Origin of the sequence: Pseudomonas sp. CCNWLW23, from assembly GCF_037095675.1 — a bacterium.
Taxonomy (GTDB): domain Bacteria; phylum Pseudomonadota; class Gammaproteobacteria; order Pseudomonadales; family Pseudomonadaceae; genus Aquipseudomonas; species Aquipseudomonas atacamensis.
Genome location: NZ_JBAWKM010000001.1, coordinates 346,106 through 364,574, shown reverse-complemented (window position 1 = coordinate 364,574; position 18,469 = coordinate 346,106). Strand labels below are relative to the sequence as shown.

Annotated in this window: 15 protein-coding genes; 11 read left to right on the top strand and 4 right to left on the bottom strand. The window is 58.9% G+C overall.

Annotated elements, in window-relative coordinates; all coding sequences use genetic code 11:
* The first annotated feature begins 19 nt into the window (after positions 1–19).
* The 9 genes from V8J63_RS01710 to V8J63_RS01670 all read left to right on the top strand — a co-directional run bounded on the left by V8J63_RS01710 (position 20) and on the right by V8J63_RS01670 (position 9,703).
* The gene (locus tag V8J63_RS01710) at positions 20–1,384 is read left to right on the top strand and encodes a lysozyme inhibitor LprI family protein (protein WP_130901941.1); all 1,365 of its coding nucleotides are present in this window, start codon (positions 20–22) and stop codon (positions 1,382–1,384) included.
* A gap of 138 nt (positions 1,385–1,522) precedes the next feature.
* Complete coding sequence (locus tag V8J63_RS01705; protein ID WP_336463474.1) at positions 1,523–2,917, top strand: TIGR01777 family oxidoreductase; 1,395 nt, start codon at positions 1,523–1,525, stop codon at positions 2,915–2,917.
* Between the two features lie 9 nt (positions 2,918–2,926).
* Entirely contained in the window at positions 2,927–5,377 is a 2,451-nt protein-coding gene (locus V8J63_RS01700) for an alpha/beta hydrolase (protein WP_336463473.1), read from the top strand.
* Positions 5,374–5,883, top strand: a complete 510-nt coding sequence (locus V8J63_RS01695; protein ID WP_110644516.1) for a hypothetical protein — start codon at positions 5,374–5,376, stop codon at positions 5,881–5,883. The genes V8J63_RS01700 and V8J63_RS01695 overlap by 4 nt, the downstream gene beginning before the upstream one ends.
* A gap of 86 nt (positions 5,884–5,969) precedes the next feature.
* The gene (locus V8J63_RS01690) at positions 5,970–6,425 is read left to right on the top strand and encodes a hypothetical protein (protein WP_129998090.1); all 456 of its coding nucleotides are present in this window, start codon (positions 5,970–5,972) and stop codon (positions 6,423–6,425) included.
* 4 nt (positions 6,426–6,429) lie between these two features.
* Complete coding sequence (locus V8J63_RS01685; RefSeq protein WP_336463472.1) at positions 6,430–7,293, top strand: tetratricopeptide repeat protein; 864 nt, start codon at positions 6,430–6,432, stop codon at positions 7,291–7,293.
* Between the two features lie 2 nt (positions 7,294–7,295).
* Positions 7,296–8,054, top strand: a complete 759-nt coding sequence (locus V8J63_RS01680; RefSeq protein WP_336463471.1) for a lysozyme inhibitor LprI family protein — start codon at positions 7,296–7,298, stop codon at positions 8,052–8,054.
* Positions 8,055–8,112: 58 nt separating this feature from the next.
* On the top strand, positions 8,113–9,201 hold the full coding sequence (locus V8J63_RS01675; RefSeq protein ID WP_130926264.1) for a tetratricopeptide repeat protein: 1,089 nt from the start codon (positions 8,113–8,115) through the stop codon (positions 9,199–9,201).
* A 73-nt stretch (positions 9,202–9,274) separates the two neighbouring features.
* Positions 9,275–9,703 carry a hypothetical protein gene (locus V8J63_RS01670; RefSeq protein WP_336463470.1) on the top strand — a complete coding sequence of 143 codons (429 nt, stop codon included), beginning with the start codon at positions 9,275–9,277 and terminating at the stop codon, positions 9,701–9,703.
* Between the two features lie 58 nt (positions 9,704–9,761).
* Here V8J63_RS01670 and V8J63_RS01665 read toward each other — a convergent pair whose 3' ends face one another.
* Positions 9,762–10,124: a DUF6124 family protein gene (locus V8J63_RS01665; protein WP_336463469.1), complete on the bottom strand. Its 363-nt coding sequence runs from the start codon at positions 10,122–10,124 to the stop codon at positions 9,762–9,764.
* 432 nt (positions 10,125–10,556) lie between these two features.
* On the opposite strand from V8J63_RS01665, the gene V8J63_RS01660 reads away from it, so the two are divergent.
* The gene (locus V8J63_RS01660) at positions 10,557–10,940 is read left to right on the top strand and encodes a hypothetical protein (protein ID WP_007920327.1); all 384 of its coding nucleotides are present in this window, start codon (positions 10,557–10,559) and stop codon (positions 10,938–10,940) included.
* A gap of 188 nt (positions 10,941–11,128) precedes the next feature.
* Positions 11,129–13,702, top strand: coding sequence for a hypothetical protein (locus tag V8J63_RS01655; RefSeq protein ID WP_336463468.1), 2,574 nt, complete (start codon positions 11,129–11,131; stop codon positions 13,700–13,702).
* An 84-nt stretch (positions 13,703–13,786) separates the two neighbouring features.
* Here V8J63_RS01655 and V8J63_RS01650 read toward each other — a convergent pair whose 3' ends face one another.
* From V8J63_RS01650 to V8J63_RS01640, 3 genes are all read right to left on the bottom strand, one after another.
* Entirely contained in the window at positions 13,787–15,187 is a 1,401-nt protein-coding gene (locus V8J63_RS01650; RefSeq protein ID WP_073470910.1) for an aminoacyl-tRNA deacylase and HDOD domain-containing protein, read from the bottom strand.
* 79 nt (positions 15,188–15,266) lie between these two features.
* Positions 15,267–17,342: an ATP-dependent DNA helicase RecG gene (gene recG / locus V8J63_RS01645; RefSeq protein ID WP_336463467.1), complete on the bottom strand. Its 2,076-nt coding sequence runs from the start codon at positions 17,340–17,342 to the stop codon at positions 15,267–15,269.
* A gap of 9 nt (positions 17,343–17,351) precedes the next feature.
* Positions 17,352–18,281, bottom strand: coding sequence for a hydrogen peroxide-inducible genes activator (locus tag V8J63_RS01640; protein WP_024014805.1), 930 nt, complete (start codon positions 18,279–18,281; stop codon positions 17,352–17,354).
* Between the last annotated feature and the right edge of the window lie 188 nt (positions 18,282–18,469).

Genomic DNA, 18,469 nt, shown 5'->3' with positions numbered 1-18,469 from the left:
TGACTCAAGGAAGAACACAGTGAACCGTTTTGTTTTAACCCTTCTGGGCTTACTGCTGCCGGCTTCAGCTGCCTACGCGCAGGACGACTGCCGCAATGTCACCTCAAGCCTGGAAATGGTGCCCTGCTCGGAGGCGGCGAAGAAGGCTGCCGATACGCAGTTGAATGTCAGCTACAAGCAGTTGATGACGCGGCTTGAGTCTGACTATCGAACAGATCCGGCGTTGGGTGCGGAGTACGCGGCGAAGGTTAAAGAATCGCAACGTGCGTGGTTGAAATTGCGCGATGCGAACTGCCCTTTGGAGGCGTTCGAGATCGAGACGGGGATGCCGGCGCATGTGTTCGCTGTCAACTCGTGCATCGCCAGAATGAGTCGTGAGCGCTCGGCGTATCTGGACAAGATTGTCCCTGCTCTTGCATCCGACAAGAGCGCTTCGACGGCGCCGGCCAGCGGCGCTTGCCCCTCGGAGGAGTTCGCGCCGTTCCTGACGGCGTTTTCCGCCAGCAGCGAATCACAGCGCCGTCTCACTGCAATGACGGTCAAGTCCCTGGTGTTGAAACCGGTGGCGGGAAAGGAACGTAGTACCTTTGAGCCTTCGACCTCGGGAGTTAGTGGAACAACGTTCACCTATCCGCTGATGGCTGCAATCACACCCGGCAAGACACCTGGAGTCGAGATCGAAGAGGTCGACGACAGTCACGTCAACGTTGTGGATAAACGGGCGGGTAACAGCAATGTGAAAATCTTCAACTTCTCTCGTCAGGCGTGCTGGGTGCTTGAGGGGATTGAGGATTGGTCGATCAGTGAGAAGGATCTTGTCGCAACACGTAATCCAGGAATGAGCCGCGCCGAGAACTTCTGTGATCAGCGTGCTGAAGCTTTAGGTGGGCTGGGGTTTCTTGAGCAATACCGGCTGACTGCGGAGCTGATTGAAGCGTCCCTGGAGAATTTTGTGTGTGCTGCTGAGTCGGGTGATGCACAGGCGAGCCTGTCGGCGGCAAGCCTGAGTCTTTCGCAAATGGCATCTCAGTTGGAAACCCCTAAGGTTGAGGCTTTGTTCAAAGCGGCTTCGAAAATACCAAAGGGTGCGATGGGTTATGCGACGTTTCTTTGTTCAGGAAACTCCACTGACTATAACGGCCCTTGCCTTCATCCCAAGCAGGCAGAAGAGCAGGTTATTCGGGCGATTACCATGGGCTCCACGGACGCGATGAATTACCTGGCCTCTACCTTTGAGGGTGGGGAGTTAGGAACGAAGGATATATCGCGGGCGTTAGCCTGTTATCAAATGGCGGCTGACAAAGGTGACCAGTTGGGCGTCTTCAACGTGGGGCGATTGGGATCGTCAGCCACGGCGCCGATCAAAGTCAGCCACTGCATTTGAATTTCGAGGGGCTGTTCGAGGCGGTTTTGCACAAGTTTTGTCTGAATCCCCTACGCTAAAACGTTTAACGCTTGAGCATCTGACGACCCCGATTTTCCTTTAAACTCCCCACCCCAAGGAACGCGCTAAGGACACGGAATGCCAGCCCCTTCTTCCTCGCTTCGCCCAGCGTTGGTGCTTTGGCTATATGCCGCTGCGATCACGCATATCCTCGCCGGTCTTATCCTGACCTGGGCCGGTGACTCCGGCTTGCTCGATGGCTACCTGCAAGTCCTCGAACTGTCGTTCTGGGGTGCCGATGCGGTTCCCACCGCCGGCCACGAACAACAAGTCTGGTGGCTCGCGCTGTTCGGCGCGACGTTGCAAAGTTATTCGCTGTACATGCTCGCGCTGGTGCACTTGGGCAATCGCTTGAAAGCCCCGGCAGTCTGGGGCTGGTTGAGCGCCGGCATCCTGTTATGGGCGCCGCAGGACATGTGGCTTTCAGCGCAACAACAGGTCTGGTCGCACTTGTGGCTCGACGGTTTTGCGTTGCTGGTGTTGTTGCCGCCGTTGTTCTGGCTGTATCGGCATGATCGCCGGAAGCCTCCTGCAGTAAAGACACCGAGCCAATCCAACCCGTTTGCCGGCAGCGCTTTCAAACGCGTGCTGATCACCGGCGGCACCGGGTTCATCGGCGAAGCCTTGGTCAATCGATTACTCGACGCGGGCCATTCGGTCAGCGTACTGACGCGCGATCCGTTGAGCGCGGCCAATCTATTCAACGGCCGCGTCCGCTGCGTGCATTCACTCATCGAACTCAGTCATGACGAAGCCTTCGACGTAGTGATCAATTTCGCCGGCGCCCCTGTCGCCGGCCCACGCTGGACTCCCAAACGTCAGGCGCAATTGCTCGCCAGCCGAGTCGGCACCACCGAAGCGCTGATGACCTGGCTGAAGAACACCAAGCACAAACCCGCGCTATGGATTCAAGCCTCGGCCATCGGTTTCTACGGCGTGCGCGATGCCAGCGAAAGCCTCGACGAACACGCCAGCAAGGGCGACGGTTTCATGGCCGAACTCTGCGCGCGTTGGGAAGCCGCCGCGCAACCGGCCACCGAGTTTGGCGTGCGTCAGGTAGTGCTGCGTCTCGGCGTGGTGTTCGGCCCCGGCGGTGCGTTGACGCCGTTGCTGCTGCCATTCCGCCTGGGTTTCGGCGGGCGCATGGGTGACGGTCGGCAGATCATGAGCTGGGTGCATCGCGACGATGTGCTTCAGGTGATCGCGCGGGCTTTCAACGATGACACTCTGCGTGGCACCTACAACATTGTCGCGCCCGAAACGGTCAGTCAGGCAGCGTTCGCCGAGCAGGCCGGCAAGGTCCTCAAGCGTCCGGTGTGGTTGCACATTCCCGCCGCGCCAGTGCGTGCAATGGCGGGGGAGATGGCGCAGCTGTTTTTCGATGGTCAGCGCGTGGTGCCGGAGCGTTTGACCGAGGCCGGCTACACATTCCGCTATCCAACCCTCGACGCCGCTCTGCGCGATCTGATCTGAGGATCGTTCATGAGCAAGCCGTTGATGTACCTGCTGGCCGGCAACGGCAGCGCTGCCGATTGGTGGGATGACGCGCTGCCGCACTTTCAGCGCTACGACGTGGTGCCGCTGGAGTTGCCGGGCTTCGGCGCCAACCCGCAGCCACCCTGCGAGGATCTGGCGGACTACGCGCAGACCTTGCTGGCGATGACGGAGCAGGGCAGCGCGATCATGGCGGTCGGGGTCAATGCGTTGCTTGTATTGCATGCGTTGCAGCGTCGGCCCGGACATTTTTCCCGCAGCGTTTTGTTGGCGCCGGTCGGTGCGTTTTTGTGGCAGCGTCGATTGCCGGCGCTGATGTCACCGCTTCCGATCCGCAAGACCATCCACTGGCTGCTGTCGAACAAGCCCACGCTGTTCGCGCGCAAGTTCTCCAACCAGACCTGGACGCCCGCGCAGTACCGGCGCGTGGGCGACGGCTATGCGCGCTGCCGTGCGTTCGTGCCGCACTGGGATCTGATTCGCGCCGATACCGCGTTGCCGCTGCTGGAGTGGATCACCGATCCGGTCGAGCTGGTTTGGGGCGATCAGGACGCCGTGCTCGGCATCGAGCAAGCGGCGGCATGGTCGGCGATTCTCGCCCGCGCCGAGCTGACCATCAGCCTCAAATCTGGTTGGGGTCATTACCCGTGGATCGACTCGCCCGCGCAGTTCGCGCAGTGGCTGGAGTCGGGCGAGCGCGGGTTTGTCGCCCACACCAAGGGCGGGCGTTTGCGCCTGGCTGAACTCGCGCGGCAAGCGGTGCCGGCGGCACTGACGCTCAACGATTGCGACGATCCGCGTCTGCCGGCATTTCTCGCTGCTCAACCTGATGTGACCTGGGCGGTGCGCTCCTCCAGTTATGGCGAGGATCAGGCCGATTCCGCGAATGCCGGTTTGAGCACGACCTATCTGCGTGAGCCGTCCGCCAATGTGCCGAAACGCATTGCCGAACTGACGGCCGAAGGTGTCGAGGAAGTGGTGGTGCAACGCTTCATCACTCCGGTGGTTTCCGGGATCGCGTTTGTGCGGCATCTGTCGGTAGAGCTCGAATGGGTTGAAGGCCATCTCGAATCGCTGGCCGACGGTCACGTCAGCCCCTCGCGCGCGACACTTTCGCGGCTCGGCGATGCCTGGCGCAGCGGCACGTTCACGCCGTCCCACGGTTTGACCGAAGACCTGCTCTGGCGCTTTTTGCAAGACGTACTGCGCGTGTTCCACTACGTGCCCGGCGATGTCGAATGGGCCTGGGATGGTGCGCAATTGTGGTTGCTGCAATACCGGCCGATCAGCGATTACGGCTGGCGCCGCCACCTGACCGCCGCCAATATCGCCGAGATCCTGCCGCCGCAACCGAGCGTGTTGGTGGAATACGCCCAACGCCGCGCGGCAGCGAGTATTCCGGCGATCATGGCGCGTTGGGATGCGCGGGTGCTGCAGGACAATGAGCCGTTCACCGCCTTGTTCGGCGGCGCTTCCTACATCAACAATGATCTGTTTCTCGCCCGGCTGGCCGACTGGGGTATCAGCGCCAGTAACTACGCCGGTGAAGTTGGCGGGGCGACTCCGCATCTGCCGTGGCAACCGTTGAAGATGCTGCGTTCGTTGCCGCTGTTTTTGCGTATGCAACGCAAGGCTCGCGGCCATTTGCTGAATCTGGAAAGCGGCTTGCAGCGCTTCGATCGGGAGCTGGCCGAACTCGTCGCCCAGAGTGCCGATGGCCAACAACTGGCGGACTGGTTCACCCGGTTTTACGTGTTCGTGGTGCAAGGCAATCTGTGTATCGCTACAGCGCTGGCCAGCAGCGGCGGCGATTGGCTGGGCCGCCCGCCGACCGCTTACAACAATTTAGAAAACAGTCCACATCGATTGCCGTGGGAAACCGATCCGGCTACACCTCGACCCGCGTCGAGCGAACTGCCGTTACAGCCATTCCCGCCATGGTCAGGGCTGATCCGCCTCGCGCATTCGACCGGCCTGCCGGGCCTGCGCGGCTACTACCTGCAAGTGCGCGAGTGGTATCGCGACAACCTCATGCGCATCTTCTTCCGCCTGCACCACGCCGTGCCGCTGGCGGATCGCGAACATTGGTTTGCACCGCACCCCGATGTGCGCGCCCGCGATGGCAGCTTCTGGCAGGACGGTCGCGAAGGTGCGGAGCTGGCCACCCGGTTCATGATTTATCCGGGGCAGGTGCAGGGCATCCTCGGCGAGGACATCTTGCTCGAAGACACCCTCGATCCGGGGCGACATGCGCATTACCAAACAGCGCGTGCGGTGATTGCGCGGATGGGCGGGCGCTTGTCCCATGGCTCGACGTTGTTGCGGGAGTTGCGCAAGCCGTCGGCGGTGATGCCGCAGGTGGATCCGGCGTGGGTGGGGTGTGAGGTGGTGTATCGGGATGGGGAGTTGGAATTGATTAATTCAAAGGATGCGAAGTGAAACGATTGCTGGTGTTATGTGTGAGCTGGTTCCCGATAGCGGTTATGGCGGCAGATGTTTGCAATCAGGAAGCTGACTCAAAATATTTCTTATCGCAATGGCCGCAGAGCAGTGAACATCCGGAAGACATACTTTCCAGTCTCGATGGAAAAGAGTTTTCTATCGATCCGGGCCACGTGGTTTTTCGCGGCGATCTAAATGGCGATGGCATCGAAGACTTCATCTTCAATTCCCGCGTCGGCATTGGCTCATCAATGGATAGCACATTCGCCTTCCTGATCCAGTGCCGTGGTTATTTGAGGTATTCGGGCGGCGGTTACTTCGCCGGGGTCAAAGTTCTGGACGGCCCAGCCAAGGGGGGAGGTGAGTTCAAGGACATCGAGATCTACTCCTACATCAGGGACAAGCGTGGGCGGATTCGCTACAAGGGTGAAAAGGCCATGACCCGGCCACATCTGTGGCAATTCGACCCGCAGACACAGCGTTACGAAGGGCAGGCTGAGTAAGCCGACGGTCCCCACGGCATTTACGGAGCTACTGCGTGAAAGGATTTCCGGTTCTTCTCGGCAGCTTGATATTGGCTGCCGCGTCCATGGCATTCGCTGCCGATCCAGCCTTCAAGGATTACACCGTCACGCCAGTTTTCAACGGCCCCAACCATAAGCTGGTGCCGCAAGAAAACAGCAGCCCAATGATGGATCAGGCACGGGTGCAAGCCCTGAAAGGCAAGGTCAACTTCGCCGGCCATTACATCCTTCACAGGCTCGGCTGTGGCGGCAGCGCGATTTGCGGCGAAGTGCTGGACGCCCAGACCGGTGAGGTTGTTGGTGGTTTGCCGAATGTTTACGACGGCAGCACGTTCGGCATGGTTTACCAACCCGAGAGCCGCTTGATCATCGTCTCCGGCATCACGCTCGACGGCGAAGAAGATGCCCAAGGGAATGCGTTGGAAAGTGGTAACCGGGATCGTTACTACGAGTTTGTGAACAATGAGTTTCGGCTGCTAAGCATGACCGATGTGGAATCGTCGCCGATGGATGAGGAGTGAGTGGATGAGCCGTTTTCTCGCGGGCAGTCTTAAGCGGTTGATGTTTGTCATGGGCCTGTCAGCTTCAGCCGATGCCTTGTCTGAAAATATTCAGATCGTGGGGGTTGGCGGGCACTTAGTGACGCTGAATGACAAGACATGGGGAAGGCCTGCTGCGGAGTCGGCGGTCGCCTCGTTTACCGCCAATGGAAAAACGTTTCCCCTCTATGTACCCGCGGTGGGTACTGAAACGCATGAGGCTTGGTTAAGTCCCGACAAGAAAACATTGCTCCTCCTTCAGACTCTGTATGGCGTTGTCATTGGCCAAGAGGGTGAAGAAATCCCGACAGAGGAAACTGGTTGCGGGGTCATTTCGATGGAGACCGGTTGCGTGCTCAGTCAGCACGCAGCCAGGTTTTGCTACGGCAAGTGGGAGGGCAATCGGTGGACTTTCGGGGAAGAGGATGCGCCTGACCTCGTCATGCACACGCCGTCTCCAAAGGACTTATTGAAGCAGGTCTCAAATATTGAGATGCCGCAATCTCGCGTGGAAGAACTCGCATTCAATCTTCGCACTATAAGTCCAGAGTCCTACATGGCTTGTCACCCACCGGCGCGCAATGTTCAAGCTTTCAACGACTTGGCCTTCTATTTGGCCGAGGGCGGTAGAGATGAGCTGGCGCTGAAGTTTTATCGCGGCGTTGAGGCCGTTGGTAAACGCACGGTACTGATGTTGAACATTGCCGACTCGCTCTGGCGCCTTGATCGCAAAGATGAAGCGCAGAGCTATTACAGCCAGTACCGCGACGCGATGAGCGCCGACGGCAAGGCGCAGAAAATACCTCAACGTGTCGTTGAGCGATCCGTCATTCAGGGAATGAAAAATTGAACATGTTTGCGCGTTTTATCGCGTTGTCCTTTGGATGCCTGTTTGCCTCTTTTGCGATGGCCGAGGACGACTGCAAAGAAATCACCGTTAGCGCCCAGGTTGATCGGTGTGTGGAGGCAGCTCGCAAAGAAGCCGACACGCAACTCAATGCCAGCTACAAGAAACTGCTGGGACGGTTTGAGGCTCAACAGCGGCGCGACCCTGAGCAGGGTAAGGCGCTGGTCGCCATGGCCAGAGAATCCCAGCTCGCCTGGATCAAGCTACGCGACACCACGTGCCCGCTTGAAGCCACGGAAATCGAGCCTGGGGTGGCAGCGCATGTCACGACGATCAGCAACTGCATGGCCAGAATAAGTCTGGAGCGTGCGGCCTACCTGGACACAATCGTCGCTGATGAGCCGGGTAATGTGGTCGATCTCAACAAGGTGTACCTGTCCGGCTCTCAGCGCTTCGGCGATGTCGTGGCACGTTATGTCAGCACCTTTGGCAGCCCATGCCTGACGGTCCAGATACTGGCGCCCAACGGCGGTTGGAGAGTGCTGTCCTCCAAGCGGTTTTGCAGTTTCGAGGGCAAGGCATTTTGGACGGACTATGCCGATGCCGGGTTTGAGGATCATGTGTTTGCCGAGGATGGGTTGCACGTGACGCTCAGTTTGACGGAGCTTCGTGGGCTCGGAGAGAAGCGCCTTGCTTGTGTGATTCCGATCAAGAACGAGCAAATCAAAGAGCTGAAATGCGGCGCGCCTGAACCCGGTGCCTAATCGGGGCTCAATTGGGACGTATTTGGACATCATTTGATTGAATCAAGGATTGAAGAAAGTGAAACGCGTATTGCAGAGCGTTCTCTGCGCTCTAACTTGTTGTCTCGCTGTACCGGGTTCTCCCGCGCTTGCTGCGCCCCAAGTCCTCAAGGAAATTCCGGCTAGCTTGTTGGGTGATGCATCACGGCAAAACGTATTTGTTCTGGCAGGAGATGCGGACGAGGCCTCCAACCGGTTGTTGATTGCGCCGGTGCAGGCACGTAATGAGGACATATTGCTCGATACGTCGAAGGCGCTGCCTCTGATCAAGAGTCAGTACTCGTCTGCGCTTCAAGGTGTCTTCAGCGTCCATGTACTCAAAGGTCGCCCTGGCGTCATGACCGTCATTGATCCACAGGCTGAGGAAGCTGTGGTCAAGCAGCCGTTCGTTGAGGCTGGGGATTACATCGCGCTGGTAACCAGCGAGGAAGATAACGCGGTTTACAACTTCAACCTGTTGTTCGCCTTCAATAGAGGCTCAAAGCAGTTTGAGCTGAAAGCTCTGCTGGAAGTGGCGAACAACGACTCCTGTGACCGGTCGCTTGTTAGCGTAGTGGAGTTGCCGGTGCAGACACTGGGGCCTATCACTCTCGCTTCTTTCGATGGGCGTGAAGTGCTGCAGAAGCTGCAGGTTGCTCGTACTGGCAGTATTGAGGGCGTTAGAAAGAAATTGATGACCGTCAATTCGGCTGATTTGCTGGATATGGCGCTGGCGGCCTACCGAAAGGGTGATGACTCTTCCTTCAAGGATACGATGAGCTACGCGTTGATGGACGGTGGCTCGCATGACACTTGTCCCCCGGATAGCTATATCGTCGCAAAGTACTACTACCCGCAGCGTCCAGGCTGGTCCAACGACCTCGGTTTTCTGCTCGGCGAGGCGGGTTACTACGCTGAGTCGATTGAGTTGCTCAATGCAGTGATTGCCAACCACCCAAACAGGACGGTTGCTTACCTGAATCTCGCTGACAGTTATTGGGCCGTGAACGATAAAGAGCGGGCGGTGGCGGCGTACAAGCAATACGCATCGCGAATGTCTGAAGCGGGGAAGGTTTCGAAGATCCCGGCGAGGGTGGGTGAGCGCTGTGCTGGACTCTCCAAGAAATGATTCGGGCCCTATTCCCGTATAGTTCGCAGAAAAGCACTTTCAATTGCCCATAAGTCGCTAAGGAATGATCGGTTTGAAATCGTCGTTTGCGTTTATTTCTGCGCTTCTTCTAATACCGCTGACTGCCCTAGGTGAGGTTACCACCGAGGTTTCCTGCTTCCGTTCGTTGGAAGGCAAGAACATCAATTTCGAGTTTCGATCCTATTACGACACCGTCTCACGGTGGAGCGGAGCAGGGGTCAAGTACACGAAGTCCCGAAAGGTCATTCCACTTGTCTATCGGAGTGTCGAAGAGGAAGTCATGGCAGAGGGGCGGCCTTCTCAGTTCACGACAACTTGGGTAGAAGTGTCCGAAGACTCGCTGACAGGCGAATACGAAATGGTCAGCCAGGGTGCTCGAATTTACCGGATGACTTACACGAACTACAAATCCGGAAATAAGTATTCATTTGAACAAGACATCACCATGGATGCATCTCCAGAGACAGGCTGTCGGTGGTAAGACAGGGATCATCGAGAAAGGGGGCTCAACGCCCCCTCTTTTTCATCCGTGAATCTCGCTAAAACTTGGCCGCCATGTTCCGCACTTCAATGTGATCAAGCGTCCCTTCCACCATCAATCTCACCCCGTCCGCCATCCTACTAAATGCCAGTGCAACCGAGCGGCGTGAGCCATCTATGTCGTCCGCAAGATCCGCAGCGATGATGCTGATGGATAGCAGGTCTTCCGAGGCGTTGGCCAGCAGGGCTTCGGCGTCGATGTCCGGGTTCAGGCTGAACAGGCCTTCGCGGCGTGGGGCCTGAGGGAGGTCGGATTTGCAGAAGTGGTGATCGAGGGCGCGTTCGGCGGCTTCATGTAGTTTTCTTGAATCGAAGGATTCGTAGGGGGAGGTGTCCTCGGTGTTGGTCGTTGAATTGGTCATCGGTGTAAATCCCTTGGAGTAAGAAGAAATTGCTCCCGAATTCGGACTTGCACATCCGGTCACCGAATAGCCGATGACGCAGGAAGCCTATCGGTGATCTTCAAGCTCGACTAGTTCACGGACAGCCCCGCACTTCGCAGGAAATTTTCCATGGATTCGCGGGGCGGAAGATCAAAAGATCGCAGGCTTCGCCGGCTCCTACAGGGATGTGTTTCAACAGGTGTAGGAAAGGTGAGCGGTGAGACGCGGAGCGTCTCGGGATGCGTTCCACGCGCAGCGGGGGAACGATCAGGGGTAAACGTTGAATCGTGACTTGGCAGTCATCGTGCAGGAATTGGTCTACATCCTCTTCCAACAGCGTCAGATACTGGCGTTATCGTCCGAATCCCTTACACTGCCTCGGCCGTTCATTTTCCTTTTGAGGCTGTGCGCATGAAATTTCGTTTTCTTCTGTGGATGATGGGTTTGTTGATGGGTAAGGCCAGCCGGACAAATCCTGCGTTCCAGCAGCAGTTGGGTGACAAGGATCTGGTGTTTCAGTTGCAGACGCTGGACGGGAAAGTGGCGCGGCATTTCGTGGTCAAGGATCAGCGCATCACCAGCAAGTCTGGGGTGGTGGCGGAGCCGGCGTTTGCGATTGCGTTTAAAGATGCCGGTTATGGCTTTGCCACGATGCAGGCAAAGAACAAGCAGTTGGCGTTTATGCAGGGGATTCAGGACAAGTCGATTCAGTTGAAGGGTAATCCGGCGCTGGTGATGTGGTTTCAGGGGTTGATGAAGTATTTGAAGCCGAGGAAGGCGAAGGCCAAGGCTTGAGATTTTTTCGGGTTGGCTTCAAGCGAAGCACGATGAAGGATCGTGCGTTCTTTGGCTCGCAAAGTCGTTATTCAGGCCTGTAAAGACGGTCGTACTGTCATTTCTGTCAGGTGCTTTGCTCATCTTCGCGATGCTCTACTCAAGCTCTGGTCCCGTAAAGGACGCAACGCACTTGATGGAGCAAGAACATGACTCAGGCTCACGCTCAGGTCTTTATAACCCCAGGTACCCCCGATCCCTCTTTTGCCCTGAATGGTTTATTGAAGTTGCCGATACCGGGCATTGCGAGCCATGAGGCTGCGGCCGTTTTGGCACTCCCCGACAGGAAGTTGCTGGTCGCCCTTCCTCAGGAAGGAAATGATGCGCCGCTTGCCATCGCACGATTGAACGAAGACGGGACGCTCGACAAGTCCTTCGGAAGTCATGAGACAGGTTTCGTCGAGATATCTTTAGTCAACGCTCGCATCAGCGCCGTGTTTGGGCTCGATGCGTTGCAGGACGGCGGTTGGCTGGTGCGCGTTCAATACTTCACACAGAAGGCCGTCGACGCTGGCCAGGCACTGATTCGCCTGCAAGACAGCGGTGAGCTGGACGATTCGTTCGGCGATCACGGCATCAGTCTACTTTCCTATTATGAGATTCCGGGCTCCCCGCTTGCGTCGTCGGCAGGGGCAGAGTTGAACCGAATGTCCTCCTCTGCAAATGGTTCTACCGGCTCGGTAGCTCAGCAGGTCGATGGTAAAATCGTCCTGCTCCATTTCCTGCTGGTCGATGAACCTTCGCCATCACCCGTGGTGATACGTCTTTTGTCGAACGGCTCGCTCGATCAATCATTTAACGGCGCGGGCTACGTCTCGGTGGATGTTGGTGCCACCTCGAGCACCGCCAGCGCTATCGCTGTTCAAGCCGATGGCAAGGTGTTGGTTTGCGGATCCTTTCAGAATGGTGAGACAGGCTCCGGAGTTTTTCTGGCACGTTTGGACGCAGCGGGGAAGTTGGATAGGGAATTCAACAACGGACAAGCGAAGCTGATTTTCAACGAGGATGGCGAGCGCTCTCTGAAAGCCATTTCGGTGCGCGGAAGTGATGGCCGGATCGTTGCGGTCGGTGATGCCTGGCAAGAAAACGTCCACGGCGGGTTAGTGGTTGTGCTGAACGCCAGTGGAGCATCCAATCTTGTATTCAATAATGGCCAGCCTCTGTTTTCCCCGTTACTGCCAGACGTATTGACGTGGTGGCATACATCACAGCTCGACGGTTCGATCATTGTCGTTGGTGCCGGGGATTCAGCGGTAATGACCGCGCGCTTTCTTGCTGACGGCAAACTGGACACGGCCTTCAACGGTATTGGCTATACGCTCTTCGATGACGTCGCGGGGCCAGTGTTTCCTCGGGATCTGGCAATCATGGAGGACGGCCGAATAGTGGTGTCCATGACCCACACCAGCCTTTCTGATCCTTCACGGGTGGATGGCTGGATCACTCGCTATCTCAGCGCAAACCTGACGGGTGGCACGCTTGATTTTGATCCGTCTTTTGGTGACAGCGGCATCGTCAGATTTCCCCTTGGAGGACTGTCTGAGTTTGACGTAAGAGCGCTGCTGGCGCTGCCCGACAACAAGTTGCTGGTGGCTGTCCGTCGACGCAAGGATGGCCTGGAAACGCTGATCGCCCGGCTTTTGGAGAACGGCCAACTGGACCTTGAGTTTGGTGAAGAAAGGACCGGATTCGTCGAAATCTCACTCAAGGACGGTCTATATATGCACTCGATGCTAGAGCTGACGCCGTTCCCGGATGGTGGTTGGCTCGTTCGCGCCGAGTACCAGAGCAATGGGCCTGTTGTTTCTGCTGGGCTGGTTGTTGTGAAACAAGACCAAGACGGGCGGCTGGATCAGGACTTTGCTGAACAGGGTGTGCGTTACCTTCCTTATGCGCAGATGGGGAGCGCGGGTCATACCGGCGACGCTGTCTTGCGGCAGGACGAGAAAATTCTTCTGGTCAGCTCCGTCGAAGACGGCACTGGCCGTTTGAGTGGCATCGTCATGCGGCTCAATCCGGATGGCTTCAACGACATCACATTCAATGGTGCGGGATTCGCGTTTGTCGAACTCGCTGGCATTGCACACCAGCACAGTTCTGCGCAGGTGGTCGCGCATCAACCTGACGGCGGTGTAGTGGTTGGTGGCAGCTACAGCGGACCCTCTTCGGGCGCTTACGTCATTCGATTCGACGCTAACGGCCAGATCGACAGGGAATTTGGCGAGAACGGTAACGGCGTCGTGATCATCTCTGGAGAGGACGATATCCACCTGTCCGCCATTTCAATTGTGGATGGCAAAATTGTTCTTGCAGGGTCTGCCGTAAGGGACGGTGCCATGCGTGGAGTGATTGCGGTCCTCACGTCCAAAGGCTCCTACAATCTCGTATTCAATGACGGTAAACCATTGTTCTCCGACTTCGTCCCGCAAGGCTTGAGGTGGTTGCACTGTGTGGCGCGACTTGACGGTTCAATCGTCGTCAGCGGCGATACCGGGATCGGAGTAACTGACGATGATCCGAGTGCGATCACGGCGAAGTTTTTGGCAGACGGAACACCAGACCTGTCATTCAATGGCACAGGGTTCAGTATTTTCGACGAGGACGGCGTCCTGGAAGCTCTTCATGACATGGCGCTTTTGACGGACGGCCGAATTGTAGTGGGAGGGTATTTCATTGGAAGCTTCCCGAATCCGCAGGGCTGGGTGATTCGGTACCGAGGTTGATTACGCCAATCAACAGTTGGCCGCAACACACCCGCTCCTGGGGATCGCATCGATCTTGTGGGAGCGGGCTTGCCCGCGAGCTTTTCAGCCCTGGCTGAACTGCGAAGCCAGTTCACGCAACAGCACTTCAGCCTCAAGCACTTTGCTGACGACATCGTTGGCTTTGTCACGGCTCAGGCCGACGCGTTCAAGCAGGGCATCCGGAATGTCTTCATCCGGCCCGGAGCCGATCCCGCGGCTGCGCAGCAGGCGTACGGCCAGGCAGACGAGGTTCGGGTATTCGGCGTAGGCGCCGTCGTAGCTTGGGTCGTGCTGGAAGCGCAGGGCGGTGGCCAGTTCATCGGGCATGTCCCAGTAGCGCATCAGCCACGAGCCGATCTGTTCGCGGCTGATACCCAGCAGGTGTTGCTCGATATAGCTGTGGCACAGATGCGGATTGACCTCCAGGTGGCGGCAGATCAGTGAGAAGTGCGGCGGAAAGACGTGGGCCAGCAACAGGTAACCGAAGTTGTGCAGCAGACCGGCGAGGTAGGTCAGGCCGGCTTCCGGGCGCTGGGCGCGGGGCATGGCGCGGGTCAGGCCTTCGATGACGGCGGCGGTGTAGATCGACTGCTGCCAGTACGGCGTGGTGTGTTGCGGGTGGTCTTTCGGCAGGCTCAGGGTCTTGCCGAGGGCCAGGCCCAGCGCGAGGTTGATTACCAGATCAAAACCCAGCACGCGAACGATTGCGTCTTCCACCGAGCGAATCTTGCCCGGCGAGGCGTAGTACGGCGACGCCGCCCAGCTCACCACTTGCGCGGCCAGCGCCGGGTCGGTTTCGACTACGCCGGTGATGTCGTCGATGGTGGCGTTGGGGTCGACGCGCAGCTTGATGATTTTTTGCGCGGTTTCGGCCAGCGGTGGAATCTCGATGGTCGCTTCCAGACGTTGCTGAATGCGCCGCGCGGTGAACGCCTGCACAGCCTGGGTGATTTCCTCGCGGTCATCGTCCGGGCGGTCGAGGTTCGGGCGGATGCTGCTCAGGGCTTCGCCGAAGTTGGCGGCGCTGGCTTTGGTCAGCATCGATTTGAAGTCTTCGCTGCTGATTTCCAGCAGCAGGCCCGGCTCGCCGGAGTTGATCAGCAGCTTCGGCTCGCGCAGCAGGCTTTCTTCGTAGAGGCACGGCGAACTGGTCAGCGCCGGCAGGCCCGGCAGCAGGCTCAGATTGTGTTTGCCGAGCATCTTTTCCAGGCGCTCGGTGGACACGGCTGTGAGGCGGCGACCAGTGAGTTCGGCGAGGCGATTGAGATCCAGCAACTGGCTCTGTGGAAACAGCACCATCAACGCGCCCACGGCGTCGTCCAGCAACACGGCCTGCACCTTGCGCGAGGCATTGAGGCCGTGGTGGTCGAGCACTTCTTCGTAGGCAACGCCCAGCTTGTTGAGCAGCAGCCGAATAACAGACGGAGCTTGCGGAGATTCGGGGACGAGAGCAGCTTCGGTCATGGTCTGTATCCGTTTTTGAAACAATGGCAGGAGTATAACCAGCTCTGTAGGAACGATCCTGCACAAACTGCGACGGTGCTCACACTTGGCCGTATTGCTGCCCATGGCGCAGCCAACGGTCAAGCAGTGGGCTGACGTGGGTCGGCCAGCGCTCCAGCAAAGCCTGGGCGGCGTCGCGCACGGCGGGCAGCAGGTCGGCGTCGCGCATCAGGTCGGCGACCTTGAATTGCAGCAGGCCGGTCTGACGGGTGCCGAGCATTTCCCCAGGGCCGCGCAGTTCGAGGTCTTTTTCGGCGATGACGAAACCGTCGTTGGTCTCGCGCATGATGCCCAAACGCTGACGGCCGATCTGCGACAGCGGCGGGTGGTAGAGCAGCACACAATGGCTGGCCGCGCTGCCCCGACCAACCCGACCGCGCAACTGGTGCAGTTGCGCGAGGCCGAGCCGCTCGGGGTTTTCGATGATCATCAGGCTGGCGTTGGGCACGTCGACGCCGACTTCGATCACGGTGGTGGCGACCAGCAGTTGCAGGTTGCCGGCCTTGAACTCGGCCATCACTGCGGCTTTCTCGGCCGGCTTCATGCGCCCGTGAATCAGCCCGACTTTCAATTCGCCGAGGGCGGCGGTGAGGTCTTCAAACGTGGTTTCGGCGGCCTGGCAGGTCAGCTCTTCGGATTCTTCAATCAGCGTGCACACCCAATAGGCCTGTCGCCCTTCGGCGCAGGCGCTGCGTACTCGTTCGATGACTTCGACGCGGCGGGTGTCGGTGACCAGCACGGTGTTGACCGGGGTTCGGCTGGGCGGCAATTCATCGAGGATCGAGGTGTCGAGGTCGGCGTAGGCACTCATCGCTAATGTGCGTGGAATCGGCGTGGCGGTCATGATCAGTTGGTGCGGGCACATGCGCCCGCCGACGCCTTTCTGCCGCAGCGCCAAACGCTGCTGCACGCCGAAGCGGTGCTGTTCGTCGATGATCACCAGAGCGAGGTTCTTGAACTGCACTTCGTCCTGAAACAGCGCGTGGGTGCCGACCACCATTGGCGTGCCGCTGGCAATCTGTTCCAGCGCGGCGACGCGATTCTTGCCCTTGAGCTTGCCGGCCAGCCACGCGACTTCAATGCCCAGCGGCTCGAGCCAGCGCTTGAAGGTGATGAAGTGCTGTTCGGCGAGGATCTCGGTCGGTGCCATCAGCGCGACCTGATAACCGGCCTCCAGCGCCTGCAAGGCGGCGAGGGCGGCAACCACGGTTTTACCCGCGCCGACGTCACCCTGAATCAGGCGCAACATCGGTTCGTGCTGGCTGAGGTCGTAGGCAATTTCATTGCCGACGCGCTGCTGAGCACCGGTTGGGCTGAAGCCGAGGTTCTTCAGGTATTTCGGCGGCAGCCTGGTGGCTTTCGGCATCGCTGGCGCGCGCAGCGAGCGCATGCTTTCGCGCAGACGCTGCTGCGACAGTTGATGGGTGAGCAGTTCTTCGAAAGCCAGGCGATGCTGCGCCCAGTGATGGCCAAGGGCGAGTTCGTCGACGTCAGCATCGGCGGGCGGGTTGTGCAGGTAGCGGATCGCATCGGCCAGCGGTGCCAATTGATAGTCGCGGGCCAGCTCAGTCGGCAACCAGTCGGGCAGGGTGCTTGGCTTGAGCAGCGTCAGAGTCTGCATGCACAACTGGCGCAGGCGCTGTTGGGTCAGGCCTTCGGTGAGCGGATAGACCGGGGTCAGGGTTTCGTCCACTGGCGGTGGTTCATCACCGGTGATCGCGCGGTATTCCGGATGATAGATTTCCAGGCCTGAGGCGCCGGGCCGGGCTTCGCCGTAACAGCGCACCCGCGTGCCGCGCTTGAGCCCTTCTTTCTGCGCGTTGCTGAAATGGTAGAAGCGCAGGCTCAGCCCGCCGGTGCCGTCCTGCAAGCGCACGACCAGGCTGCGCCGGCGGCCCATGACCACGTCGGCGCCGCTGACGGTGCCTTCGACCACGGCGTCCTGTCCCGGCCGCAACGCACCGATCGGCACCACGCGGGTGCGATCCTGATAACGCAGCGGCAGGTGGAACAGCACGTCCTGCAGATTCTCGAGGCCGACCTTTGCCAGTTTCTCGGCCATGGCCTCGCCGACACCCTTGAGTGCCGTCACCGACACTTGCGACAGCTCCGTCATGACGCTCGCTTAACCGGCCGTAACCGGCGCGGCAGGCTTGGCCACCGAACACAGGCGAATGGAGTCGGCGAGGATCTCGATGGCTTTCGGCCGTGGGAAGCTCGCGCGCCAAGCGATCGCAACGGTGCGGAACGGCACCGGCGCGGTCAGTGGACGCACTTCGATCACGCCCGGGGCGTAGTGATGGCTGTCCACCGCCGACAGCGGCAGGATCGAGATGCCCAGGCCGGACGCGACCATGTGGCGAATGGTTTCCAGCGAGCTGGATTCGACCGTGGTGTGCTTGGCGCCGTCGTTGCCCTTGGTCAGGGTCGGGCAGGCTTCGAGCACCTGATCGCGGAAGCAGTGGCCTTCACCGAGCAGCAGCAGGCTCTTGTCATTGAGCAGGCCGGCGTCGATGGACTCTTTCTTGGTCCACGGGTGCTGGGCCGGCATCAGGACGTAGAACGGCTCGTCGTACAGCGGCAGGGTCAGCACGTCGGCTTCGTTGAACGGCAGGGCGATGATGATCGCGTCGAGTTCGCCGTTGCGCAGTTTGTCGCGCAGCACGTGGGTGAAGTTTTCTTCGATGTACAACGGCATCTGCGGGGCAACCCGGTGCAGTTGTGGGATCAGGTGCGGGAACAGGTACGGGCCGACGGTGTAGATGGCGCCGACTTTCAGCGGCGCGGTCAGCTGATTCTTGCCGGCCTGGGCCAGTTCGCGAATGCCTTGGGCCTGTTCCAGGACCTTCTGCGCCTGGGCGACGATGCCTTCGCCGACCGGGGTCAGGCGCACGGCGCTTTTGCTGCGCTCGAAAATCAGCACACCGAGTTCGTCTTCAAGTTTCTTCACGCCCACCGACAGCGTCGGCTGACTGACGTGGCAACGCTCGGCGGCATGGCCGAAGTGCTGCTCTTGGGCGAGGGTAACGATGTAGCGTAATTCTGTGAGGGTCATAGCAAGCGTCCATGAAGATGCGCGCCAAGCATACCGGCTGCAATCGATAGACGCACGTTATCAGACTGCGGGCTGAGTGCGACACCGGTCGAGGTCGGTTTGCCGCTGGCAGATACGCAAAAGGCACCTTTCGGTGCCTCTTGGCTGGATCTACTGGTTAGCACATCACTTTGTGGGAGCGAGCTTGC